This is a genomic window from Pseudomonas sp. UBA7530 (assembly GCF_002479365.1).
Classification (GTDB): domain Bacteria; phylum Pseudomonadota; class Gammaproteobacteria; order Pseudomonadales; family Pseudomonadaceae; genus Aquipseudomonas.
This window is the reverse complement of the sequence record NZ_DLMS01000011.1, coordinates 145,866-168,047: the sequence shown is the minus strand read 5'-3', so window position 1 is coordinate 168,047 and position 22,182 is coordinate 145,866. Positions and strand designations below refer to the sequence as shown.

The following is a 22,182-nucleotide window of genomic DNA, read 5'->3' as shown; positions in this document are numbered from 1 at the left end:
ATAGAATATGGGCTCTTACCGTCTCGCTACCAATGCCGTTGCTTGCTGCCCTATGCACAATCGGCATAATGTTCGTGTGACGCCGGACGCTGTTGCGGCGTGCACCATCGCCGTTAGAGTGGCTTCAGCCGCGAGCGGTCGCGGCTGAAGCCTCCCACGATTCGCGCCCTGCCTATAGTGCGTAGCCCGGATGCAATCCGGGGCAACGTGACAGGCCAACCCCGGATTGCATCCGGGCTACGGAGACTCGATGAACCTGGAAACCAAATGGCTGGACGACTTCATCGTTCTCGCCGCCACACGCAGCTTCTCCCAGGCCGCCGAGAAGCGCTTCGTCACCCAGCCGGCGTTCAGCCGGCGCATCCGCAGCCTGGAGGCGATGCTCGGCCTGACCCTTGTCGACCGCTCCTGCACCCCCATCGAGCTGACCGAGGCCGGCCGCCTGTTTCTGGTCACCGCGCGCAGCCTGGTGGAGCAGCTTGGCGAAGTCATCCGCCACCTGCACCACCTGGACGGGCAGCGCGGTGAAGTCCTGCAGATCGCAGCGGCGCACTCGCTGACCCTCGGTTTCTTCCCGCAATGGATTGCCGGCCTGCGCCGCGATGGCCTGCCGCTCAACACCCGCCTGGTGGCCACCAACGTCGGCGAGGCGGTGCACTCGCTGCGCGAGGGCGCCTGTGACCTGATCCTCGCCTACTACGACCCCGACGCGGCGCTGCAGATGGACCCGGCGATCTTCCCCTCACTGCACCTGGGTGCGACCTCGATGCTGCCGGTATGCGCGGTGAGCGAGTCCGGCACGCCGCTGTACGACCTCGACGCAGGCCAGAGCGTACCGCTGCTGGCCTACAGCGCCGGCGCCTTTCTCGGTCGCTCGGTCAACCTGCTGCTGCGCCAGCGCGCGCTGCGCTCGACCACCGTGTACGAAACCGCCATGGCCGACAGCCTCAAGAGCATGGCGCTGCAGGGCATGGGCGTGGCCTGGGTGCCACGGCTATCGGTGACTGCGGAACTGGCCCGCGGCGAACTGGCCATCTGTGGCGCAGAGCAGTGGCAGATCCCGCTGGAAATCCGCCTGTACCGCTGCGCCCTGGTGCGCAAGGCGGCGGTGCGTTTGCTGTGGCGCAAGCTGGAGACGGGGGAAGTGGGGGGCTGAGCTTTCGGGTAGGGTGCCCTGCCGCGCCGGCTTTAGCAGGACAAAGACATTCGCGGCTGAAGCCGCTCCTACAGAAAACTGCAAAACCTGTAGTAGCGGCTGGTGATGAATCACTTACCCGACTTGATCGGCGTCCACGCCCGCTTACGCACGCGTTCGATCTTCTGCGGCCAGCGGCTGCGCCCACCAGCTGCATGCCCGGTACGTTGGGTAGCCGAGAAAAGCACTGATCGGCGCGATGCCTCTGACTTAGGGCCTCACCACCAGGCCCACGCCACGACCGCGCGGGTCGGAGGCGGTTTCCAGGGTACGCCCGTCAACACGGATGGCCTGGATGTCGCCCATGTTCCAGCCCTGGTCCTCGAGCACGTAGCCCATGGCCTTGAGCTCGTCGGCGACCTTGCCAGTGAGCGGCGCGTAGGCGTCGTAGTAGATGGTGTCCTTGGGCAGCAGTTGATGGTGGACGCGCTGGGCGGCGACGGCCTTTTCCAGGGGCAGTTTGAAATCGTAGACGTTGTTGAGCACCTGGAAGATCGAGGTGAAGATCCTCGAACCGCCAGGCGTACCCAGCACCAGGCTGACCTTGCCGTCACGGGTAACGATGCTCGGGCTCATCGAGGACAACATGCGCTTGCCCGGTTCGATGGCGTTGGCATCACTGCCCACCACACCAAAGGCGTTGGCCACGCCGGGCTTGGCGCTGAAGTCGTCCATCTCGTCGTTGAGCAGGAAACCCGCCCCTTCGACCACCACGCCACTACCGAAATCCCAATTCAGCGTGTAGGTATTGCTGACTGCGTTGCCGTCGGCATCGACGATGGAGAAGTGTGTGGTCTGGTGCGGTTCCAGCCCTGGGCGTACCTGCTCGGTCGGCGAGATAGCCGTCGGGTTGACCTCGCTGGCGCGGCGCTTGAGGTACTCGGCATCGACCAACTTGTCGACCGGAACGTCGGAGAAATCCGGGTCACCCAGATAGTCGGCGCGGTCGGCGAATACGCGTTTTTCGATCTCGGCCAGGAGATGAATGTAACGCGCGGAGTTCAGCTCGACGCCCTTGAAGTCGGCGGCGCGCTGTTCCTTGATGCCGATCAGCTGGGCCAGGGCGATGCCACCGGAGCTGGGCAGCGGCGCGGTGTAGAGAGTGTTGCCCTGCCAGTCGACGCGCATCGGCTCGCGCCACTTGGCGCGGTAGTCGGCCAGATCCTCTTTACTGATCAGCCCGCCGTCACGCTGCATCTGGGCGACCAGCAGGTCGGCGGTCTTGCCCTTGTAGAACTCGTCCGGCCCATTGGCGGCGATACGTTCCAGGGTCTCTGCCATCTGCGGCTGCTTGAATACCTCGCCCGGGCGCATGGTGTCGAAGTAGTCGGTGAAGTTGGTCTGGCCGTTGAACAGGCCGATGGCGTCTTCGCGGTACTGGAACTGCTGGTCGGCGACCTTGAAACCCTCGTTCGCGTAGCCGATGGCGGGGGTGATCAGCTCGCTCCATGGCAGTTTGCCGAAGCGCTTGTGCGCCTCCCACAGACCCATCACCGTGCCGGGCACGCCGGCCGCCTTGGCGCCGACCAGGCTGAGGTTCTCGATCACCTCGCCCTTGTCGTCCAGATACATGGTCTTGGTCGCCGCCTTGGGCGCAGTTTCCCGGTAGTCGAGGAAGTACGGCTTGCCGTCCATGAACAGGGTCATGAAGCCTCCGCCACCGATGTTGCCGGCTTCGGGGTAGGTGACGGCCAGGGTGAAGGCGGTGGCGACGGCGGCGTCCACCGCGTTGCCACCTTTCTCTAGCACCTGGGCGGCGACCTTGGCGGCGTACTGATCCGGAGCGGCGACCGCACCACCTTCCAGGCTGGCGGCCAGCACGGCATTGCTGCCGACGGCGAGGGCGAGGGCGACGCTGAGCGTCAGGGTCTTGAAGTGAAAAACGCGCATGGGGAAACCTCGGTTTTTATTGTGCTTGTTGAGTGTAGGCCGCTACCCGCCGTTTGATCGTTGCCACGCCCCGCGGGGCAACGCAGCCCAGGACGCTCTGCGTCCATCACGATCGTCACAGTCGTCAGCGTCACCAGATGTGACGCGGAGCGGCGCAAACGCAGTTGCCCACTTAGACGTGGGCACCTCGGTAAAGCCCCTTCCACAAAAGCGACGCACTCTGTGGGAGGGGCTTTAGCCGCGAGCTTTTAGTGGATCACTTACCCGACTTGATCGAGGTCCACGCCCGCGTACGCACGCGCTCGATCTTCTGCGGCAGCGGCTGCACCACGTACAGCGACTTCTGCATTTCCGCTGTCGGCGTCAGGTCGTGGTCGGCGGCGATTTCCGCGCCCACCAGTTCCATGCCCGGCACGTTGGGGTTGGGGTAGCCGAGGAAGTCGCTGATCGGCGCGATCACCTTAGGTTCGAGCAGGTGGTTGATGAAGGCGTGGGCTTCGTCGGCATTGTGTGCACTCTTGGGGATGGCCCAGGTGTCGAACCAGATCGGCGCACCCTCCTTGGGCAGGCGCCAGTTGATCGTCACGCCGTTGCCGGCTTCCTTGGCGCGGTTGGCGAACTGGTAGAAGCTGCCGGAATAGCCGACAGCCACGCAGATATCGCCGTTGGCGATGTCGGTCATGTACTTGGCCGAATGAAAGTAGGTCACGTACGGGCGCACTTTCAGCAGCAGCTCGGTGACCTTGTCGTAGTCGGCCGGGTTGCTGCTGTTGGGGTCGAGGCCCATGTAGTGCAGGGCGATGGGGATGATCTCGGTAGGCGAGTCGAGCATGGCCACGCCGCAGGACTTCAGCTTCTCCATGTACTCGGGCTTGAACACCAGATCCCAGCTGTTGACCGGCGCATCGTCACCGAGCGCGGCCTTGACCTTGTCCGGGTTGTAGCCGATCAGCACGGTGCCGTACATGTAGGGCACGCCGTACTGGTTGCCCGGGTCGTTCTTCTCCAGCAGGCCGAGCAACACCGGGTCGAGGTTCTTCCAGTTGGGGATCTTCGACTTGTCCAGCGGGGCGAACACGCCGGCCTTGATCTGGGTTTCGAGGAACTGGTTGGACGGGATCACCAGGTCATAGCCGGAGTTGCCGGTGAGCAGCTTGGCCTCCAGCGCCTCGTTGGTCTCGAAGGTGTCCCAGGTGATCTGGATGCCGGACTCATTCTGGAAGTCCTTGGGCACGGACGGCAGGATGTAGTCCGCCCAGTTGTACACGCGCAGCTCCTTGGCCTGCACCGCACTGCTGAGCAGGGTGGCGCCGCACAGGGCGGCGCCGAGCATCTGTTTGATGGCTTTCATCGTGTATGTCACCCCTGAAGTGTCGTTATTGTTTGGCAGATTCCTGATCACTGATTAAGGCGCCAGTCAGGCGCCCTCGAACCCTTCCAGTACGTTGACCGCGTTGATGCCGATGGCCTCCACCGCGTAGCCGCCTTCCATGATGAATAGTGTCGGCAACCCCAGCGCGGCGATGCGCCGGCCCATGGCCAGGTAGTCCGGGCTGTCGAGCTTGAACTGCGAAATCGGGTCTTCCATGTAGGTGTCCACGCCCAGCGACACCACCAGCACCTCGGCGCCGTATTCGGCGATGCGCTGGCAGGCCTGCTCCAGCGCCGCACTCCAGGTCTCCCAGGAGCTGCCCATGGGCAACGGGTAATTGAAGTTGTAGCCCTCGCCTGCACCCTCGCCCAGTTCGTCGGCATAACCGAGGAAGAACGGGAACTCCTCGGCCGGGTCGCCGTGGATCGAGGCGAACAGCACGTCGCTGCGCTGGTAGAAGATGTCTTGAGTACCGTTGCCGTGGTGGTAGTCGACGTCGAGGATCGCGACCTTCTTGCGGCCCTGATCGACAAAGGCCTGGGCGGCGATGGCGGCGTTGTTCAGGTAGCAGTAGCCCCCCATCACGTCGCCGGCGGCGTGGTGGCCTGGCGGACGGCACAGGGCAAAAGCGCTGTGGGCGCCGTTGGCGATCTCGGCTTGGGCGCTGAGCGCCACCTGCGCGGCGCTGTAGGCGGCCTGCCAGGTGCCGGCGGTGATCGGCGCGCCACCGTCGAAGCTGTAGTAGCCGAGCTGGCCGTGCAGGTCGTTGGGAATCATCGGCCGCAGGGTGCGCGCCGGCCAGGTAAACGGCAGCAGGTCGCCCTTGCCGCCCTGCGCCTGCCAGCGCGCCCAGGCGCCCCGGAAGAAATCCAGATAGGCCTTGCTGTGGATGCGCTCGATGGGCGCCAGGCCGAAATCCTTCGGCGCGCGAACCTCGCCGAGCTGGCGATTCCGCACGCGGGCGAGGATGTGGTCGGCGCGCTGCGGCTTCTCGAAACAGGGCATCAGCTGCCCGTCGATCAGCTCGCATTTGCCGTGGTGCAGGTGGTGGTCGTCACTGTAGTAGGTGAGCATGCAAGGCGCTCCAGGCATCGTTGTTGTGCCTGTATTGTTCGCCTGCTCGGCCAGCATCGAGAACGCTGGCAACGGCCAAAAGGGGATCGAAATGGCCAGATTGCAGTGGCGCACATCCCATGTCCGGCGGCGGCGTGGGAGGCGCTTCAGCGGCGAGCCTTTATCGCGGCTGAAGCCGCTCCCACGAGACTGCTGGTGGCCCTAATGCCATCGGGAAAGGCGCCGGGCATTCCCGGATTGCATCCGCGCTACGCTCGAAAGCGACTCGGCGCCACTCCACTCCAGCGCTGGAAGGCATGACGGAAGCTGGCGGTCTCGCTGAAACCGAGCGCTTCGGCGATGCGGTACACCGGCCATTGCTCCTCATTGAGCAGCGCCTTGGCGCGTTCGAAGCGCAGCTCGTCAAGCTGGCCCTGGTAACTGGTGCCCAGTTCCTGCAGGTGACGGCGCAGGGTGCGCGGCGAGCAGTGCATCTGCTGCGCCAGGTTCTCCAGCCCCGGCGGCTCGGCCAGTTGCGCGGCGAGCAGTTGGCGCACCCGCTCCAGCCAGGCCTGACGGCAGCCGAACTCGACGTTCAGGCGCCGGCAGCGCTCGACCATATCGCCATGGGTGACGCTGTCCGCCAGCGGCAGGCGGCGCTCCAGCAGCTCGGCGGGAAAGGCGAAGGCATTGCGCGGCGCCGCGAAGCGCAGCGTACAGGCAAAGCTGTGTGCATAGCGCTTCACGTAGCGCGGCCTGGCATGGCCGAACTCGGCGCACGCCAGCGGCAGCGGCTGATGCAGCAACTCGTCGCCGATCAGCTTCAGCGAGGCCAGACACATCTCCACGTTGAACACTTCCAGCGCCTCGGCATGGCGATAGCCGCTGGCGCTGATCCAGGCCAGTTCGCCTTCCACCTGCAGGTCGAGCCGAAAATAGGTGCCGAGCAGTGCTGGGTACTGCAGCAGCAGGCGCCAGGCGTCACCAAAGGTGGCAGCCGAGAGCGCGGCGTAACCGAGCAGCCCATAGGAGGAAACATGCAGGCTGCGCCCCAACTCGAGGCCCAGGTCGGCACGCAGGGCCAGGGCATTGGCGCACACCTGCAGTTCCTGCACCCGGGTGATGCGCGCATCGGCATTGTCCAGGTCGGCCGCACCAATCCCGCTCCCGGCCAGCAATTGCGGGCGCAACTCGGGCTGCTCGGCGAAGCGTTGCAGGATCAGGGAAACCACGTGCAAGGTGGTCAGCGAAGCGTGCAGCATGATGCATTCCGTCGGTGCAGGAGGGAGAAAAGAACGCAAGAAGCATGCCTCGCGCTTTTCGCGTTGAGAGGCATTCAGGCCCACGTCGTGTACTCGCGCAAGGTCAATAAAGGTTGCGCGTGCTAGAGTCCGTGGCCGTTTTCAAGGATGAACCTCATGCGAAACTCGCTCCGTACCGCCTTTTTACCCGCTTGCCTGCTACTCGCCGCGTGCGGGCAGGAGCCCCAGGTCGAATTGCGTTTTGACGAGTCCATTCGCCAGGGCGCCGGCATTGACGGCTCCTATCTTGAAAGCCTGCAGCAGCAGTTTCAGGCGCTCGGCTATCTCCCGGGTCATCTGCGTTACACCCTGGTCGATGGTGATGAGCAGGCGCTTAGGGTCCGGCTGCAATCCAAGCCATTGGACGCCACACAACGTGAAGCCCTGACCGAACGCTTCACGCCGATCGTGCAAGCCAGGGAACACTGGCCGGCCACACTCGAAATCACCGGTATTGAGGACGACTTGCCGACGCCGCTGCGTACCTCGTTCGTCGCCCATGGTCGACCGTTTCTGGTCAAGCGGGAGAACGGCAATGCGTTCAACAGGCCGTCCTCACTGGAGGAAGTGTTCTGCCGTATCGAGGTGAAGCTGAATGAGCAACTGCCACCGCTGAGCTTTCAACGAGTTCGAAACCGGGGCGACGAAGACCAGGCGGGCAGCTTGGGCCAACTCTACCTGGACAGGGAAAACGAACGCACGCCGGCCAGGCTGCGCTTCAGCGATCCGGAGTTGCAAAAGGCCGTCGACGAAAGACAGATAGAGGTGATCATCGATAACGATGACCACCTTACGTCCCCCATCAAGAAACTGGTGTTCGAGATCGGCAGCATGGGCAAACACTTTCTGCTCGGGCAACGCACGCTGCTGGGGGACCGTTATTACGACGATTGCACCCACATGGCCGTGGAGGCCGGGCGGCCCTTCAACCTGTTCATGGGCAAGGGGATCGATCGCCTGACCGCGTTCGAGCTGCTCGACAGCGAAGGCTGATGCCCCGCCCGAAGGCGGGGATCGCTGTCAGCGGTTACGCAGGATGGCGTTGATGAAGTCGCCCTGGTTGGCTTCATCCGGATGAGTGGTGAACTGCAGTTGGCCGTCCTGCTCACGCAGCTTCATCGCCTCGCCGAAGCGGCAGTCGACGCCCTTGAGGGTTTTGGCTTCGGTCTTGTAGCGATCATCCCTGCCGCACAGGTAGGCCATCTGGTTGACCACCTCGCCACAGAAGCTCGGCACGCTGAGCTTGATCAGTTGCTCGTCGCTGATCGAGCTCCAGTCGACCTGGGTCGTCAGCGGCGTGCCGCAGGCCCTGGAAGCTTCGCTATCCATCTCCTGCAGGCGGGCGCTGTAGTCGGCCAGACGCTGCTTGCGATCGAAGGCCGCGAGGCGCGCCTGAACGCCGTCCTTTTCCTGCTTCTCATAGAGGGCGAGGAGGTCCTTGGGCTTGAGCGCTTTGGTCTTGTCCTCGCTGTAGCTGAGTTCGAAGCCCTGGGTATTGGGCAGGTTGAGCTGGTAGCTCTCGCCACCCCAGGCACGGCGCTTGTTCAGCAGGTTGTAGTCACGACCATCGAGACGGACGCCATAATCGCGCTGCTCGTTGCCCAGCTCGCGCACCTCGGTGAGAAAAACCACCTCGTCGAGCGGGTGGTTGATACCACGTACCTGCACCAGAGCCTGCTTGCCGTCGGCAGAGGGAGCCAGCGCCAGGCTCACGCCCTGGCCGGCGTCGAATACCTGCGGATGCTTGGCCAGCTCGATGGCCGAAACCTGGAGGGACAGCAGGGAGAGGGCAAAAAACGGAAGATAGGCTTTCATTGGGCACGTCCTTGTACGGATGAAGGGCGCACAGTATAGCCAGCCGCCTGGCGGCAATCTGTGCGCCCTTGCGCGTCCGCGCTGTAGGAAAATGGCCCGTCCAGCGCCTTCGCGGCTCAGAACTGCAGTACCACCCGCCCCTCGATCTGTCCGCCGCGCATCTGCTCGAAGATGCCGTTGATGTTGTCCAGGCTGTCGCTGCTCACCGTGGCCTTGACCAAACCCTCACCGGCGAAGTCCAGCGCCTCCTGCAGATCGGCACGGGTGCCGACGATGGAGCCGGTGATGCTGATGGCCTTGAGCACAACGTCGAAGATCGGCGTGGGGAAGTCACCCGGCGGCAGGCCGACCAGCGCCACCGTACCGTGCCGGCGCGCCATGCCGATGGCCTGGCCGAAGGCAGCGTTGGACACCGCGGTGACCAGCACGCCGTGGGCGCCGCCGATATCGCGCTGCACCACCTCGGCCGGATTTTCCTTGCGGGCGTTGATGGTCAGGCTGGCGCCGAGCTTGCGCGCCAGCTCCAGCTTGGCATCGTCCACATCCACCGCGACCACGTGCAGGCCCATGGCACGCGCATACTGCACGGCGACGTGGCCGAGACCGCCAATACCGGAGATCGCCACCCACTGGCCGGGGCGCGCCTTGGTTTCCTTGAGGCCCTTGTACACCGTCACGCCTGCGCAAAGGATCGGCGCGATTTCCAGGAAATCGACGCTTTTCGGCAGGATGCCGACGTAGTTCGGATCAGCCAGCACGTATTCGGCGTAACCGCCGTTGATCGAATAGCCGGTGTTCTGCTGACTCTCGCAGAGCGTCTCCCAGCCGGTCAGGCAGTGTTCGCAGCAGCCGCAGGCGGTGTACAGCCAGGGCACGCCGACGCGGTCGCCTTCCTTCACCCGGGTCACACCGCTGCCGACCGCTGCCACGTAGCCGACGCCTTCGTGGCCGGGAATGAACGGCAGGCTCGGCTTCACCGGCCAGTCGCCTTCGGCTGCGTGCAGGTCGGTGTGACATACACCCGACGCTTCGATCTTCACCAGAATCTGCCCCGGGCCGGGCAGTGGTGTCTTTACTTCCTCGATACGCAGCGGCTGCCCGAAGGCATGGACGACTGCGGCTTTCATGGTCTGGTTCATAGGCTGTTCCTCTTCCATGCGAGTGTCTGGCCAGTGTGCGCGCGCAGCCCACGCCGGCATTGCTCCAGAGCAAGGTTTAGGCGCTTTTTCCGCATGGCCACGGCCAGCATGACAAACGGTCGTCGCCACTGCCCGACGACGGCGGCTTTGCGTTATACTGCGCGGCCTTCGGCCGGCAGCGCCCGGCTACAACGAATCATGACAAGCCACGCTGGCCCGCCCGCGTGGCTTGTTGGTTTTTGACGCGCCGCGAGGCGCCCGAGAGAAGAGGCACTTTGATGAGCGCACTGGTTGGCGTGATCATGGGCTCCAAGTCCGACTGGTCCACCCTTAGCCACACCGCCGAGATGCTGGACAAGCTGAGCATTCCCCACGAGGTCAAGGTGGTCTCCGCCCACCGCACCCCGGATCTGCTGTTCCAGTACGCCGAAGAGGCCGAGGCCCGCGGTATCCAGGTGATCATCGCCGGTGCCGGTGGCGCCGCTCACCTGCCGGGCATGTGCGCAGCCAAGACTCACCTGCCGGTGCTCGGCGTGCCGGTGCAGTCGTCCATGCTCTCGGGCGTCGACTCGCTGCTGTCGATCGTGCAGATGCCGGCCGGCATCCCGGTCGCCACCCTGGCCATCGGCAAGGCCGGTGCGGTCAACGCGGCCCTGCTCGCCGCCAGCATCCTCGGCCACCAGCACCCGCAGTTCCACGCGGCGCTGAAGCAGTTCCGCGACGAGCAGACCAACACCGTGCTGGAAAACCCGGACCCGAGGGCGCAGTAATGAAGATCGGCGTGATCGGTGGCGGCCAGCTGGGCCGCATGATGGCCCTGGCGGGCACTCCGCTGGGCATGGACTTCGCCTTCCTCGACCCGGCGCCGGACGCCTGCGCCCAGGCGCTTGGTGAGCATATCCGCGCCGATTATGGCGATCAGGATCACCTGCGCCAGCTGGCCGACGAGGTCGACCTGGTCACCTTCGAATTCGAGAGCGTGCCGGCGGAAACCGTGGCCTTCCTCTCGCAGTTCGTACCGGTCTATCCGGGTGCAGAAGCGCTGCGCATCGCCCGTGACCGCTGGTTCGAGAAGTCCATGTTCCGCGAACTGGGCATCCCCACGCCGGAGTTCGCCGACATCCAGTCGCAGGCCGACCTCGACGCCGCCGTGGCCAGCATCGGCCTGCCGGCGGTGATGAAGACCCGCACCCTGGGCTACGACGGCAAGGGCCAGAAGGTTCTGCGCAAGCCGGAAGACGTCACCGGCGCCTTCGCCGAACTGGGCAGCGTGCCGTGCATCCTCGAAGGTTTCGTGCCCTTCACCGGCGAGGTGTCGCTGATCGCCGTGCGTGCCCGCGACGGTGAAACCCGCTTCTACCCGCTGGTGCACAACACCCACGACAGCGGCATTCTCGCCCTGTCCATCGCCAGCACCGCTCACCCGCTGCAGGCGCTGGCCGAAGACTACGTCGGTCGCGTACTGGACAGACTCGACTACGTCGGCGTGCTGGCCTTCGAGTTCTTCGAGGTGGACGGCGGGCTCAAGGCCAACGAGATCGCCCCGCGCGTGCACAACTCCGGGCACTGGACCATCGAAGGCGCCGAGTGCAGCCAGTTCGAAAACCACCTGCGCGCTGTCGCCGGCCTGCCGCTGGGCTCCACCGCCAAGGTGGGCGAAAGCGCGATGCTCAACTTCATCGGTGAAGTGCCGCCGGTGGACAAGGTGATCAGCGTCGCCGATTGCCATCTGCACCACTACGGCAAGGCCTTCAAGGCCGGGCGCAAGGTTGGCCACGCCACCCTGCGCAGTGCCGACCGCGCCCGCCTCGATACCGCTATCGCCGCCGTGCAGGCGCTGATCGCTGCAGACTGATCGGGCGATTCGCAGCTAAACTCTTGAACGACGGCGGTCGTTCAAGAGCCTCCTCCATGAAGCGTCTCCTTTCCCTGCTGCCCCTGTTGTTCGCACTGACCTGCGTTGGCGACGACGATGTGCTGCGCGTCGATTTCCGCGAGCGGCCGCCGGAGATGCACGCCGTCGATGGCCTTCCCAGCGGCCCGCTGATCAGCGTGCTGGAGACCGCCGCACAGCGCCTCGGGATCGACCTGCACTGGCGCGAAGCGCCCTTTCTGCGCAGCCTTGAAGACCTGCGCTCGGGGCGGGTCGACCTGGTGCCACGCGTGCTGCTCACCGAGCAGCGCCGCGAATACATCCATTTTCTGCCCAGCATCGGCAACCAGCAGCTCAATATCCGCTTCGTCACGCGCCCCGGCGAAGAGGGCAGATTGAGCCGCTACGAAGATCTCTACCGGCTGTCCCTGGGTGTGAAGCGCGGCACGGCCTACTTCGAGCCCTTCGACAGCGATGATCTGCTGAACCGCGTGTTCGCCAGCGACGATGCGCAGCTGGTAGCCATGTTCCGCGCCGGACGGCTCGACACCATTGCGGTTCTCGACGTTGCGCCGATGGAAGCGCAGCTCCAGGCAATGGGCTTTCGCGACTACAGCTACGCGCACTACGCCCACCGGCAGGTGCTGGGCAACCACTTCGGTGCCTCGCTCAAGCGCTACCAGAGCGATCGGCGTGAGCTGTACGACCGCCTCGGTGCCGAACTCGAGCGCATGCGTGCAGAGGGTGAAATTGCGCTGATCTACCGTCGCTACGGCGTCCTGCCGCCCGACGAGACGAACTGACAGCCCATCCACCTGTCCGATACCGAGCCTGCCGCACAAGCGGCACTCATCAAGGAGACACGCCAATGGGCATTATCGGCACCATTTTAATTGGCCTGATCGTCGGTCTGGTCGCACGCTTCCTCAAACCCGGCGATGACAGCATGGGCTGGATCATGACCATCCTGCTCGGCATCGGCGGCTCCATCGCCGCTACCTACGGCGGCCAGGCGCTGGGCATCTATGAAGCCGGGGAGGCCGCCGGTTTTATCGGCGCAGTGATCGGCGCCATCGTTCTGCTGGTAATCTACGGCGCGATCAAGAAGAGCTGAGGCCCTTCTTCAAGGAGCCGATGGACGCCTGGTCCCTCGGCTTCTCATTCACGCCGCCACGAGATGCCTGATTCCATGCACCACCTGCTGTTCGCCCTGCTACTGCTTACCGGCCTGGCCCACGCCGAACTACCGGAAACCGACTGGCTCGACCTGATGCCACCCGAGGACCGCAAGGCCCTCGAGGAGATGCCCGAGATCAGCCACGACAGCCCCGAAGGCGACAGCACCTTCTACAGCGAGGACGGCCTGCGCCAGCAGGACCAGGACCTGCCAGCGGTGATGTATTCCACCAGGACCGTGGCCGAGCTCGACGGCAAGGCGATCCGCCTGGGCGGTTATCCGGTGCCGCTGGAAAACGACGAGAAAGGTAACAGCACCCTGTTCTTCCTGGTGCCTTATCCGGGCGCCTGCATCCACGTGCCGCCACCACCGCCCAATCAGCTGGTGCTGGTGCGCTACCCGAAGGGTATCCCGCTCGAGGACATCTACGCGCCGCTGTGGGTCAGCGGCGAACTGAAGGTCGAGAAGATCAGCAATGACCTGGCCGACGCTGCCTACGCCATGGAAGCGGGCGAAGTGCGCCTGGTGACCGACGAAGACCTTTAAACACAGCCACGACACTGATGACGGCAGCACAGGCCCGTAGCCCGTCCTACCGTCTACCTGCGCCGGGCCGGTGCCACGGGCTAGTCGCTGGGCTCGCTGGACAGACGCAGCTCAAGTCTATGGCGCTCATCGGCTTTCAGCTGCACGACGTCCTCCAGCACGTTGGCCGTCTCGATGCAGAGCATGTCCTGCCAGGCGTCATCGGGAAACTGCGACAGGCGCCTGGCCTTGTCGATCCAGGGATTCCACAGCACGGCCGAGCGTGAGCCGCGGGTGTCCAGATGGATGCGCCGCCGCCAGCCCGGGTCGACGATGCTCAGCCGCGCGGCGGTATCGAGATAGATGCGATCGGTCTCCGCGTCGAACAGCGGGGCGTCCTGCTGACGCAGCTCCTGCCAGTCCTGCAGGGTGTCGATATAGCGACAGCTCTGGAGCCCCTCGACGCTGACCTGACGCACGTCGCTGACGGCGAAGTAGCTGTGTAGCGCCTGGCTCAGGGTCAGCGGTTCCGTACCGCGATTGTGGGTCTCCAGGCTCATGCCGAGGTCCTGCGCCACACGTACGACGAAGGTCAGGCCGACATCCCGCGGCCAACCCTCCAGCGGCTGGTTGCGAGTGTCGTAGGCAAAACGCAGGGTGACGGCGGCGTCCTCCTCATCGATGCTCAGCAACTCCCAGTCAAGCGTGCGCACCAGGCCGTGGGCCGGCGCCTGCTCCAGCTGATAATGCGCCTGCACCGCCTGCGGGTTGCGCCGCAGATCGCCGAACCAGGGCCAGCACAGCGGTACACCACCGCGCACGCTCTGGCCGCGCTGATAGGCCGCGTCCGGGCTCAGCCAGATCAGCGGCGGCTGCTCGCCCTGCTGGTAACCGAGAATCTGCGCACCCTGCTGAGCCACCAGCAGCTCGCTGCCGGCAGCGCGGATTCGCCAGCAGGTCAGTTGATCCAGTTCCACGCGTTCGACTTGGGCGCTGCTCATGACGACCTCTCGTTGGGATAGATGAACGATAGTGTGACACGCAAGAAGCAAAACGCCCGTCACTGGGACGGGCGTCAGCTGACTGCAAGCTATGACCTACTTGCCGTAGACCTGTTCCGGCAACCAGGTGATCAGGCCCGGGAAGATGTAGGCGATCACCAGCAGCATAATCTGGATCAGGATGAACGGCACCACACCCTTGTAGATGGTGCTGGTGGCGATGCTCGGCGGCGTCACGCCACGCAGATAGAACAGCGCGAAGCCGAACGGCGGCGTAAGGAAGGACGTCTGCAGGTTCAGCGCGATCATCACGCCCAGCCAGATCGGGTCGAGCCCCATGGCCAGCAGCACCGGCCCGACGATCGGCACCACCACGAAGGTGATCTCGATGAAGTCGAGGATGAAGCCGAGCAGGAAGATCACCACCATCACCAGGAAGAACGCGCCGAGCACGCCGCCTGGCAGTTGCGCGAACACGTCCTCGATCAGCACCTCGCCGCCAAAGCCACGGAACACCAGGGAGAACAGCGAAGCGCCAATCAGGATCATGAAGACCATGGCACTGATTTCAGTGGTGCCATAGGCCACTTCCTTGAGCTGGCCGAAGTTCAGCTTGCCCTTGCTGAAGGCCAGCAACATCGCGCCCACGGCGCCCAATGCAGCGGCTTCGGTGGGTGTGGCGTAGCCAGCGAGGATCGAGCCCAGCACCGCGCCGATCAGGATCAGCGGCGGCACCAGTGCCTTGACCAGCTTGCCCCATTCGATGGGGCCGAGTTCTTCCTGCGGCAGCGCCGGCAGTTTCTTCGGCTGGAGGATCGCAGTGGCGATGATGTAGAGGATGTACAGGCCGACCAGCAGCAGGCCGGGCAGCAACGCACCGACGAACAGGTCACCGACCGAGACGGTCTTCGGCGAGAAGATGCCCATCTTCAGCTGCGCCTGCTGATAGGCGCTGGACATCACGTCACCCAGCAGTACCAGTACGATGGACGGCGGAATGATCTGCCCCAGGGTACCGGTCGCCGCCAGGGTGCCGGTGGAGATGGCCGGGTCGTAGCCGCGGCGCAGCATGGTCGGCAGCGCCAGCAGACCCATGGTCACCACAGTGGCACCGACGATACCGGTAGAAGCCGCCAGCAACGCGCCGACCACACACACGGAAATCGCCAGACCGCCGCGCAGGGTACCGAACAGGCGCGACATGGACTCGAGTAGATCTTCAGCCACCCGCGAGCGTTCCAGCATCACCCCCATGAACACGAACAGCGGCACGGCGAGCATGGTCTGGTTGTTCATGATGCCGAACAGGCGGTTCGGCAGGGCGCTCAGATACCCCGGGTCGAAGGTGCCGGTAAGCACGCCGATACCGGCGAACAGCAGGGAAACGCCGGCCAGGGTGAACGCCACCGGGAAGCCGCCCATCAAGGCCACGCAAATACTGACGAACAGCAGAATCGCCATCAACTCAGCCATGTTTCACCTCCGGAGCCGGCAGGCGACCGCTGAGGATGTAGAGCGCCTTGATCAGGTTGGAAATACCCTGCAGTACCAGGCTGACGACCAGTACCAGGATGATGCTTTTCTGCAGATAGACGAACTTCAGCCCGCCTGACTCGCTGGAGGCTTCGAGCGTCGCCCAGGAGTTGCTGACGTAATCCCAGCTGGCCCAGCCGAGGAACAGCGCCACCGGCAGCAGGAACAGCAGGTTGCCGAAGACCTCCACCAGCGCCTGGCGGCGGCCGCTGAACTTCTGGTAGAAAATGTCGACACGCACATGGCCGTTACGCTGCAGCACCCAGGCTGCGGCCCCCATGAACACCAGCGCGTGAGCGTATAGAACTGCCTCCTGCAGAGCTGTCGCGCCGATACCGAAGCCGTATCGCAGGACCACGACGATGGCGGTACCGATCACCAGAAATACGGTCAGCCATGCGCAGGCCTTGCCGAACCAGCTGTTGAGCGCATCGATTAAATTTGTAATAGCGAGGGGAAATGAAGGCTTGTCGGACATAGTGAGTCCTTATCGTTATGAGTAGGAGGCAGACAGCGACCGGTTGGCTGCACATCACGCCACCAGCGGCCTTGTGGGCCGCAGGCCGGCGATTCTAGGCAGGCAAAGGGTATTGCAGCAATGCCCGTACAACTTTAGTCGCAGTCGCTAGGCTTGTAGGTCACGAACCCCTATGTTATTCACGCCCGGTCTACCCCCGGCGATCCCGTGGTAAGACCAATACAACAATAAAGGAGCATTGCATGAAACGTCGCGACATACTCGCCGCAGCGGGCGTAGGCCTTGCAGCAACCGCGCTGGCTGGCTGTAAAGAAGAGGCCAAGAGCGCTGCAGCACCTCAAGAGGGTTCGAGTGCCCAAACCTTCAACTGGAAGATGGTCACCTCGTGGCCGAAAAACTTCCCGGGCGTCGGCGTGGGGGCCGAACGCTTCGCCAAGCTGGTCGATGAAATGAGCAACGGCCGCCTGAAGGTCAAGGTGTACGCGGCCGGCGAACTGGTACCTGCACTGGAAGTGTTCGATGCAGTCTCCCGCGGTACCGCCGAGATGGGTCACGGCGCGCCGTACTACTGGAAAGGTAAGGTCCCGGCGGCGCAGTTCTTCTGTGCCTCGCCGTTCGGCCCGAATGCCCAGGAGATGAACGCCTGGCTGCATCGCGGCGGCGGTCAGCAGCTGTGGGAAGAGGTGTACAAGCCGTTCGGCGTGCTGCCGATGGCCTGCGGCAACACCGGCGTACAAACCGCCGGCTGGTTCAACAAGGAAATCAACTCGGTCGACGACTTCAAGGGCCTGAAGATGCGCACCCCCGGCCTGGGCGGCGAAGTGCTGACCAAGATGGGCGGCACCGTGGTCAACATGCCGGCCGGTGAGATCTTCACCGCCATGCAAACCGGCGCCATCGACGCCACTGAGTGGATCGGCCCATACAACGACCTGGCCCTGGGTCTGCACAAGGCTGCCAAGTACTACTACACCCCGGGCTGGCAGGAGCCGAGCGTTCTGTTCGAACTGGACGTCAACCTCAAGGCCTGGGAAACCCTGCCGGCCGATCTGCAGGCCATCGTTCGTGCCGCCGCCCGTGACGTCAACGGCGACATGCTCGACGACTACAACGCCAAGAACATGGAAGCCATGGAACAGCTCAAGGCCGATGGCGTGGAAGTACGCCGCCTGCCGGATGAAGTCCTGGCCCGCCTGAAGGAAGTGGCGGCCGAAGTGGTGGACGCCAGCGCCGCGGCCGACCCGGCAGCGACAAAGGTCTGGGAGCATCAGAAAGCCTATCTGCAGCGCCTGTACGACTACGCGGAGAGCAACGAGAAGGACATCTACAACATCCGCGGCTGATTGCCAGGACAAAACCAAAACGCCGGCTTATGCCGGCGTTTTCGTTACTGCGATTCGCTTGTATGGCGCATGCCCGCTCAGCCGCGGCGCGGCGGTACCGGACGGGTGCGACCACTGCCATCGATGGCGACGAACACGAACACGGCCTCGGTGACCTTGCGCCATTCGTTGGACAGCGGATCGTCGCTCCACACTTCGACCATCATCTGGATCGAGCTGCGGCCGATCTCCAGCGCCTGGGTGTAGAAGGACAGTTGCGCACCCACCGCCACCGGCACCAAGAAGGCCATGCGATCGATGGCGACGGTTGCCACGCGGCCACCAGCGACCTTGCTCGCCATCGCGGTGCCGGCGAGGTCCATCTGGGACACCAGCCAGCCGCCGTAGATATCACCGAAACCATTGGTCTCGCGCGGCAACGCGGTGAGCTGCAGGGCGAGGTCGCCCTGGGGAATCGGGTCTTCCTGTTCGTAGTCGTTCATCGGCTCGAGACTCGCGGCGCGGTTGTTGTTCTGGGCGCGGAACCCGCATGGTACGCGGGCGCAGCGAGTATACCGACTGCGCAGTCGACGGGCGACCATTCTGGCCATTCGCAACGCCCGAGCTTTTGCAAGTTATCGGGCAAAACGCACGATAGAAAAAACCGCATTCGGGCAGGATGCCCGCCATCATGCGCCATCAAATAAATATAACTAGATGATTCCAAAGGAATTTATTGAAAGAACAAGTCTGGCACGGGCGCTGCAATGTCCTTGCTGGGTGACCGGTCAGGCGCCGGTCGCGATACAAGAAAGGAAGAGACGGAATGCGCGCCATCCGCCTCCAACGCAACAGGAGAACCGCCATGTGGATAGTTGCTCTGGTACTGGCCAGTTCGCTGCTTCTGCTCAGTCTGACGTTCGCCAGCGTCCTGCTGATTGGCCGGACCCTGTGCATCAGCCGCTACACCGCCGGACTGGAGCTGCCCACGGGCGCTGTGCCCCAGCCAACGGTTCCGAGCAACGCGTAAGACCTCTGGCCTGCCTGGGCCACTTCCCCATGATCCACCGAGGAGAAACACCATGCTTAGTTGGGCAGTCACTTTCCTGATCATCGCCATCATCGCCGCTGTACTGGGCTTCGGTGGTATCGCCGGCACCGCTGCAGGTATCGCCAAGATTCTATTCGTGGTGTTCCTGGTGCTGTTCATCGTCTCGTTCGTCATGGGCCGCCGCCCGAAGATGTAGGAGTCGTTAATGCATTCGATTCACGCCATCGCTGCCGCCCTGCTGATGGGCGGCGCCCTGGCGGCTCAGGCCGCCGACCGCGACGCCAGTTTCCAGCCGGGCGAGCTGCTGAGCAGCAACGCCGACTACCGCGAAGCCTGGCAGGACCTGGTCAAAGATGAAGAGCGCCTGCCGGACTGGCTGATCAATCTCAGCGGCCTGTCTACCCCCATGCAGGCAGTGGAAGCCGACAACGATCGCTACCTGGTCGGCCAGGTATGCGAAGCGCAAAGATGCTTCAGCCAGCGCGCCTATGTCGCCTTCGAGTGGGAGGACGACGATGCCTATGCGCTCTATGTGCAGGTGCCGGACGGCCTGCCCGAAGACCGCGTGCCAAGCGAGCACGCTACCCTGCGCTGGTTGGGTGATCCCGACGAAGACATTCAGCAGATGCTGATGGAACAGCTGCGCGCCGATGCCAACTGGTATTGAGTGACGGCAGTTTGCAGCCTGTCCCATAAGTCACCGTCGGCACGTTATCATCCCCCGCCATAACGAAGGGGGATCGCAATGCTCAATGGCCTGTGGCTGAGCTTTTTTCTGCTGGCTGCCGTCGCTGCACTGGCGCGCTGGCTGCTTGGCGGCGATGCCAGCGTGTTCGGCGCCATGGTCGAGAGCTTGTTTGCCATGGCCAAGCTCTCGGTGGAGCTGATGGTGGTGCTGTTCGGTACCCTGACGCTATGGCTGGGCCTGCTGCGCATTGCTGAGAAGGCCGGCCTCGTGGACTTGCTGGCGCGCCTGCTGGGACCACTGTTCGCCCGTCTGATGCCGGAAGTGCCGCGCGGCCACCCGGCGCTGGGGCTGATCAGCATGAACTTCGCCGCCAATGGCCTGGGACTGGACAACGCCGCCACACCCATCGGCCTGAAAGCCATGCGCGCCTTGCAGGACCTCAACCCGAGCGCGACGACGGCGAGTAATGCGCAGATCCTGTTCCTCGTTCTCAACACCTCCTCGCTGACCCTGCTCCCGGTATCGATTTTCATGTACCGCGTGCAGCAAGGGGCCGAAGACCCGACGCTGGTGTTTCTGCCGATTCTGCTGGCTACCAGCGCCTCGACCCTGGCTGGTCTGCTGGCGGTGGCGGCGATGCAGCGTCTGCGTCTGTGGGATCCGGTGGTGCTGGCCTACCTGATTCCTACCGCGCTGCTGCTCGGCGGCTTCATGGCGCTGCTCGCCGGCATGAGCGCCACCGCCCTGGCTGCGCTGTCCTCGTTGCTCGGCAATCTCACCCTGTTCGGCCTGGTCCTGCTGTTTCTCGTGGTCGGAGCGCTACGCAAGGTCCCGGTGTACGAAAGCTTCATCGACGGCGCCAAGGAAGGTTTCGATGTAGCCAAGAGCCTGTTGCCGTATCTGGTCGCGATGCTTTGCGCCATTGGCGTATTGCGCGCGTCCGGCGCGCTGGATTTCGGCCTCGACGGCATCCGCTGGCTGATCGAGACGCTGGGTTGGGATACGCGCTTCGTCGACGCCCTGCCGACCGCGCTGATCAAACCCTTCTCCGGCGGCGCAGCGCGCGCAATGCTGATCGAAACCATGGAGAACTTCGGCGTCGACAGCTTCCCGGCGCTGATCGCTGCCACGGTACAGGGCAGCACCGAAACCACCTTCTACGTGCTGGCGGTGTACTTCGGCGCGGTCGGCCTGCAACGCGCCCGCCATGCCGTGGGCTGTGCACTGGTCGCCGATGCGGCCGGGATCATCGCCGCGATTGCCGTGTGCTATTGGTTCTTCGGCTAAGTGCCCGTCACTCGCCAAAGCCGAGTGTTTTGCCCGCCCAGGTCAGCAAGGGATCGTCGTGCTGGTATTCGCGCAATGCCAGCAGCTTGGGTGCGATGAACGCCTCGAAGTCCCCGGCCTGCTCGAAATACACGCCGGTGAAGATGGTAAACATCGACTTGTTGCCGACCGTGGCATAGAACAGATTGCCCACCGGCTCGCCATCCTGAACCAGCAGCTTGAGGCTGGCGCGGCTGGCCAGGCTGGTTTCCAGCGGCAGATCCTGTTGCACCAGGCCGCTGTCGCGCAGGCCAAACGACGCACCGAAGGTCTCGGCATAGCTGGTCATCAGCGCATCGCCGGCACGTGGATACAGCGAGACGCCGGTGTAGAGGTAAAACCAGTCGCTGCCACGGCTTTCGAAATTAAGGTCGATGGTGCGCGTGGCATAGGTCACCACCTTCTGGTAGCGCCCCTCCTGTGGCGCCTCGTAAGCGGCGAAATCTTCGCCACTGAGCAGCAGGCGGCGCTCCTCGTCGAGTGGCGGATCATTGTCGACGCACCCCGCAAGCGACAGCAGGCTCACCAGCAGCAAGAGTCTGAACATGGCATTTCCTCCCTGAAATCAGCCCAGGCAGCTTGCCCGATCCAGCCCTGCCTCACCAGCGGCCGGCACCGCCGCTGTGCGCGGGGCCACAACCGCTGGCCCATCCTGGCACCGATCACCATGGCCGCTGACTTGCGGCGCCACGGCCGCAATGGCTATTGGCAACCAGCCTGACAGCCCGAAAACCGACAATCCCGGGGCGCTTCATCTGCCATGTGACAGCAGCCAGGAGACTGCCATGCGTGTGCATCATCCGCTTCGCGTTCATCTGGCAGCGGAATGTGGCCGACATCATCCGCCAGGGCCTGGAGCAGGCCCGGAAAGGCCCCTACAACCTGGCCGGTGATAGCGCCATGAGCCTGCGGGAGATCGCCGCCATCCTGCAGAAACCTACCGGCCGCTGCCGGCAGAGTGGCGCGCTACGCCAGCCGCGCCGACCTCCGCGTGCAGGGCATCAGCTATTGCTCAGACGGAAGCCGACCTTGAGCGTGACCTGGTAGTGACCGACCTTGCCATTCTCGATATGGCCGCGGGTCTCGAGCACCTCGAACCAATCCAGGTTGCGCACGCTCTTGGCGCACTCGGCCAGGGCGTTCTCGATGGCATCCTCGATGCTGGTATGCGATGAACCAACGATCTCGATCTTCTTGTAGGTGTGATGGTCGGACATGTTCAGCTCCTGAAATTGAAGGGTTCATCTTCAAGACTAGCCACCCGGCCAGAGGTTTCATTTACAGGCCTCAGGTCAGTCGAAAGGATGCGACAAATTCTCATTAATAATGAGACACCATCGAGTCGATCCCTCCAAGTTCGCCTCTTCTTCAGCGACAAACACCGCTGGCTGCTGCAGCATATCCAGCGCCAGCTGCGCAACTGTGCCGACGCTGAAGACGCAG

Annotated in this window: 24 protein-coding genes; 12 read left to right on the top strand and 12 right to left on the bottom strand. The window is 63.8% G+C overall.

From position 1 onward, the window contains the following. Positions 1–250: 250 nt before the first annotated feature. Positions 251–1,156: a LysR substrate-binding domain-containing protein gene (locus tag B2U07_RS14745; RefSeq protein WP_275546520.1), complete on the top strand. Its 906-nt coding sequence runs from the start codon at positions 251–253 to the stop codon at positions 1,154–1,156. A gap of 249 nt (positions 1,157–1,405) precedes the next feature. Here the strand turns inward: B2U07_RS14745 and ggt are convergent, their stop codons facing one another. The 4 genes from ggt to B2U07_RS14725 form a co-directional block, all read right to left on the bottom strand. Beyond that, on the bottom strand, positions 1,406–3,085 hold the full coding sequence (ggt, locus tag B2U07_RS14740; RefSeq protein WP_275546519.1) for a gamma-glutamyltransferase: 1,680 nt from the start codon (positions 3,083–3,085) through the stop codon (positions 1,406–1,408). Positions 3,086–3,341: 256 nt separating this feature from the next. Continuing rightward, positions 3,342–4,436 (bottom strand): polyamine ABC transporter substrate-binding protein, encoded by a 1,095-nt coding sequence (locus B2U07_RS14735; RefSeq protein WP_275546518.1) that lies wholly within the window; start codon positions 4,434–4,436, stop codon positions 3,342–3,344. 66 nt (positions 4,437–4,502) lie between these two features. Next, the gene (locus B2U07_RS14730; RefSeq protein WP_275546517.1) at positions 4,503–5,531 is read right to left on the bottom strand and encodes a histone deacetylase family protein; all 1,029 of its coding nucleotides are present in this window, start codon (positions 5,529–5,531) and stop codon (positions 4,503–4,505) included. A 248-nt stretch (positions 5,532–5,779) separates the two neighbouring features. Then, a complete protein-coding gene (locus B2U07_RS14725) occupies positions 5,780–6,772 on the bottom strand; it encodes an AraC family transcriptional regulator (RefSeq protein ID WP_275546516.1) in 993 nt (330 codons plus the stop codon). Between the two features lie 156 nt (positions 6,773–6,928). Between B2U07_RS14725 and B2U07_RS14720 the strand changes: the two genes are divergently transcribed. After that, positions 6,929–7,804: a hypothetical protein gene (locus B2U07_RS14720; RefSeq protein WP_275546515.1), complete on the top strand. Its 876-nt coding sequence runs from the start codon at positions 6,929–6,931 to the stop codon at positions 7,802–7,804. A 27-nt stretch (positions 7,805–7,831) separates the two neighbouring features. Here B2U07_RS14720 and B2U07_RS14715 read toward each other — a convergent pair whose 3' ends face one another. Together B2U07_RS14715 and adhP are read right to left on the bottom strand one after the other, a co-directional pair. Further along, on the bottom strand, positions 7,832–8,626 hold the full coding sequence (locus tag B2U07_RS14715; protein ID WP_275546514.1) for a hypothetical protein: 795 nt from the start codon (positions 8,624–8,626) through the stop codon (positions 7,832–7,834). 116 nt (positions 8,627–8,742) lie between these two features. Further along, a complete protein-coding gene (gene adhP, locus B2U07_RS14710; RefSeq protein ID WP_197857648.1) occupies positions 8,743–9,765 on the bottom strand; it encodes an alcohol dehydrogenase AdhP in 1,023 nt (340 codons plus the stop codon). A 278-nt stretch (positions 9,766–10,043) separates the two neighbouring features. Here adhP and purE point away from each other — a divergent pair, with 278 nt between their 5' ends. From purE to B2U07_RS14685, 5 genes are all read left to right on the top strand, one after another. After that, on the top strand, positions 10,044–10,535 hold the full coding sequence (gene purE, locus B2U07_RS14705; RefSeq protein ID WP_275546513.1) for a 5-(carboxyamino)imidazole ribonucleotide mutase: 492 nt from the start codon (positions 10,044–10,046) through the stop codon (positions 10,533–10,535). After that, positions 10,535–11,620 (top strand): 5-(carboxyamino)imidazole ribonucleotide synthase, encoded by a 1,086-nt coding sequence (locus B2U07_RS14700; RefSeq protein WP_275546512.1) that lies wholly within the window; start codon positions 10,535–10,537, stop codon positions 11,618–11,620. The genes purE and B2U07_RS14700 overlap by 1 nt, the downstream gene beginning before the upstream one ends. A gap of 56 nt (positions 11,621–11,676) precedes the next feature. Then, positions 11,677–12,441 carry a substrate-binding periplasmic protein gene (locus tag B2U07_RS14695; protein WP_197857645.1) on the top strand — a complete coding sequence of 255 codons (765 nt, stop codon included), beginning with the start codon at positions 11,677–11,679 and terminating at the stop codon, positions 12,439–12,441. Between the two features lie 65 nt (positions 12,442–12,506). Further along, positions 12,507–12,752, top strand: coding sequence for a GlsB/YeaQ/YmgE family stress response membrane protein (locus tag B2U07_RS14690; RefSeq protein WP_197857644.1), 246 nt, complete (start codon positions 12,507–12,509; stop codon positions 12,750–12,752). A gap of 75 nt (positions 12,753–12,827) precedes the next feature. Continuing rightward, positions 12,828–13,361, top strand: a complete 534-nt coding sequence (locus B2U07_RS14685) for a DUF3299 domain-containing protein (protein WP_275546511.1) — start codon at positions 12,828–12,830, stop codon at positions 13,359–13,361. An 80-nt stretch (positions 13,362–13,441) separates the two neighbouring features. Here the strand turns inward: B2U07_RS14685 and B2U07_RS14680 are convergent, their stop codons facing one another. From B2U07_RS14680 to B2U07_RS14670, 3 genes are all read right to left on the bottom strand, one after another. Beyond that, positions 13,442–14,341, bottom strand: a complete 900-nt coding sequence (locus B2U07_RS14680; protein ID WP_275546510.1) for a D-hexose-6-phosphate mutarotase — start codon at positions 14,339–14,341, stop codon at positions 13,442–13,444. Between the two features lie 96 nt (positions 14,342–14,437). Then, positions 14,438–15,814, bottom strand: a complete 1,377-nt coding sequence (locus B2U07_RS14675; RefSeq protein WP_197857641.1) for a TRAP transporter large permease subunit — start codon at positions 15,812–15,814, stop codon at positions 14,438–14,440. After that, positions 15,807–16,352: a TRAP transporter small permease subunit gene (locus B2U07_RS14670; protein ID WP_275546509.1), complete on the bottom strand. Its 546-nt coding sequence runs from the start codon at positions 16,350–16,352 to the stop codon at positions 15,807–15,809. Before B2U07_RS14670 ends, B2U07_RS14675 begins: the two co-directional genes overlap by 8 nt. Positions 16,353–16,594: 242 nt before the next feature. Here B2U07_RS14670 and B2U07_RS14665 point away from each other — a divergent pair, with 242 nt between their 5' ends. Beyond that, positions 16,595–17,695, top strand: coding sequence for a TRAP transporter substrate-binding protein (locus B2U07_RS14665; protein ID WP_275546508.1), 1,101 nt, complete (start codon positions 16,595–16,597; stop codon positions 17,693–17,695). A 77-nt stretch (positions 17,696–17,772) separates the two neighbouring features. On the opposite strand, the gene B2U07_RS14660 is transcribed toward B2U07_RS14665, so the two are convergent. Then, complete coding sequence (locus tag B2U07_RS14660; RefSeq protein ID WP_197857638.1) at positions 17,773–18,177, bottom strand: acyl-CoA thioesterase; 405 nt, start codon at positions 18,175–18,177, stop codon at positions 17,773–17,775. A gap of 362 nt (positions 18,178–18,539) precedes the next feature. Between B2U07_RS14660 and B2U07_RS14655 the strand changes: the two genes are divergently transcribed. The 4 genes from B2U07_RS14655 to B2U07_RS14640 all read left to right on the top strand — a co-directional run bounded on the left by B2U07_RS14655 (position 18,540) and on the right by B2U07_RS14640 (position 20,700). Beyond that, on the top strand, positions 18,540–18,704 hold the full coding sequence (locus B2U07_RS14655; RefSeq protein ID WP_275546507.1) for a hypothetical protein: 165 nt from the start codon (positions 18,540–18,542) through the stop codon (positions 18,702–18,704). Positions 18,705–18,756: 52 nt separating this feature from the next. After that, positions 18,757–18,921, top strand: a complete 165-nt coding sequence (locus B2U07_RS14650) for a DUF1328 domain-containing protein (RefSeq protein ID WP_197857636.1) — start codon at positions 18,757–18,759, stop codon at positions 18,919–18,921. A 9-nt stretch (positions 18,922–18,930) separates the two neighbouring features. After that, complete coding sequence (locus B2U07_RS14645; protein WP_197857635.1) at positions 18,931–19,392, top strand: inhibitor of vertebrate lysozyme family protein; 462 nt, start codon at positions 18,931–18,933, stop codon at positions 19,390–19,392. A gap of 78 nt (positions 19,393–19,470) precedes the next feature. Beyond that, positions 19,471–20,700 carry a nucleoside recognition domain-containing protein gene (locus B2U07_RS14640; RefSeq protein WP_275546506.1) on the top strand — a complete coding sequence of 410 codons (1,230 nt, stop codon included), beginning with the start codon at positions 19,471–19,473 and terminating at the stop codon, positions 20,698–20,700. A 7-nt stretch (positions 20,701–20,707) separates the two neighbouring features. Here B2U07_RS14640 and B2U07_RS14635 read toward each other — a convergent pair whose 3' ends face one another. Together B2U07_RS14635 and B2U07_RS14625 are read right to left on the bottom strand one after the other, a co-directional pair. Continuing rightward, positions 20,708–21,286 (bottom strand): hypothetical protein, encoded by a 579-nt coding sequence (locus B2U07_RS14635; protein WP_275546505.1) that lies wholly within the window; start codon positions 21,284–21,286, stop codon positions 20,708–20,710. Positions 21,287–21,740: 454 nt separating this feature from the next. Next, the gene (locus B2U07_RS14625; RefSeq protein ID WP_275546504.1) at positions 21,741–21,956 is read right to left on the bottom strand and encodes a dodecin; all 216 of its coding nucleotides are present in this window, start codon (positions 21,954–21,956) and stop codon (positions 21,741–21,743) included. Positions 21,957–22,182: the final 226 nt, after the last annotated feature.

Coding starts and splice junctions, on each gene's coding strand:
- B2U07_RS14745 (WP_275546520.1), top strand. CDS start 251: ATGAACCTGGAAACCAAATGGCTGGACGACTTCATCGTTCTCGCCGCC.
- ggt (WP_275546519.1), bottom strand. CDS start 3,085: ATGCGCGTTTTTCACTTCAAGACCCTGACGCTCAGCGTCGCCCTCGCC.
- B2U07_RS14735 (WP_275546518.1), bottom strand. CDS start 4,436: ATGAAAGCCATCAAACAGATGCTCGGCGCCGCCCTGTGCGGCGCCACC.
- B2U07_RS14730 (WP_275546517.1), bottom strand. CDS start 5,531: ATGCTCACCTACTACAGTGACGACCACCACCTGCACCACGGCAAATGC.
- B2U07_RS14725 (WP_275546516.1), bottom strand. CDS start 6,772: ATGCTGCACGCTTCGCTGACCACCTTGCACGTGGTTTCCCTGATCCTG.
- B2U07_RS14720 (WP_275546515.1), top strand. CDS start 6,929: ATGCGAAACTCGCTCCGTACCGCCTTTTTACCCGCTTGCCTGCTACTC.
- B2U07_RS14715 (WP_275546514.1), bottom strand. CDS start 8,626: ATGAAAGCCTATCTTCCGTTTTTTGCCCTCTCCCTGCTGTCCCTCCAG.
- adhP (WP_197857648.1), bottom strand. CDS start 9,765: ATGAACCAGACCATGAAAGCCGCAGTCGTCCATGCCTTCGGGCAGCCG.
- purE (WP_275546513.1), top strand. CDS start 10,044: ATGAGCGCACTGGTTGGCGTGATCATGGGCTCCAAGTCCGACTGGTCC.
- B2U07_RS14700 (WP_275546512.1), top strand. CDS start 10,535: ATGAAGATCGGCGTGATCGGTGGCGGCCAGCTGGGCCGCATGATGGCC.
- B2U07_RS14695 (WP_197857645.1), top strand. CDS start 11,677: ATGAAGCGTCTCCTTTCCCTGCTGCCCCTGTTGTTCGCACTGACCTGC.
- B2U07_RS14690 (WP_197857644.1), top strand. CDS start 12,507: ATGGGCATTATCGGCACCATTTTAATTGGCCTGATCGTCGGTCTGGTC.
- B2U07_RS14685 (WP_275546511.1), top strand. CDS start 12,828: ATGCACCACCTGCTGTTCGCCCTGCTACTGCTTACCGGCCTGGCCCAC.
- B2U07_RS14680 (WP_275546510.1), bottom strand. CDS start 14,341: ATGAGCAGCGCCCAAGTCGAACGCGTGGAACTGGATCAACTGACCTGC.
- B2U07_RS14675 (WP_197857641.1), bottom strand. CDS start 15,814: ATGGCTGAGTTGATGGCGATTCTGCTGTTCGTCAGTATTTGCGTGGCC.
- B2U07_RS14670 (WP_275546509.1), bottom strand. CDS start 16,352: ATGTCCGACAAGCCTTCATTTCCCCTCGCTATTACAAATTTAATCGAT.
- B2U07_RS14665 (WP_275546508.1), top strand. CDS start 16,595: ATGAAACGTCGCGACATACTCGCCGCAGCGGGCGTAGGCCTTGCAGCA.
- B2U07_RS14660 (WP_197857638.1), bottom strand. CDS start 18,177: ATGAACGACTACGAACAGGAAGACCCGATTCCCCAGGGCGACCTCGCC.
- B2U07_RS14655 (WP_275546507.1), top strand. CDS start 18,540: ATGTGGATAGTTGCTCTGGTACTGGCCAGTTCGCTGCTTCTGCTCAGT.
- B2U07_RS14650 (WP_197857636.1), top strand. CDS start 18,757: ATGCTTAGTTGGGCAGTCACTTTCCTGATCATCGCCATCATCGCCGCT.
- B2U07_RS14645 (WP_197857635.1), top strand. CDS start 18,931: ATGCATTCGATTCACGCCATCGCTGCCGCCCTGCTGATGGGCGGCGCC.
- B2U07_RS14640 (WP_275546506.1), top strand. CDS start 19,471: ATGCTCAATGGCCTGTGGCTGAGCTTTTTTCTGCTGGCTGCCGTCGCT.
- B2U07_RS14635 (WP_275546505.1), bottom strand. CDS start 21,286: ATGTTCAGACTCTTGCTGCTGGTGAGCCTGCTGTCGCTTGCGGGGTGC.
- B2U07_RS14625 (WP_275546504.1), bottom strand. CDS start 21,956: ATGTCCGACCATCACACCTACAAGAAGATCGAGATCGTTGGTTCATCG.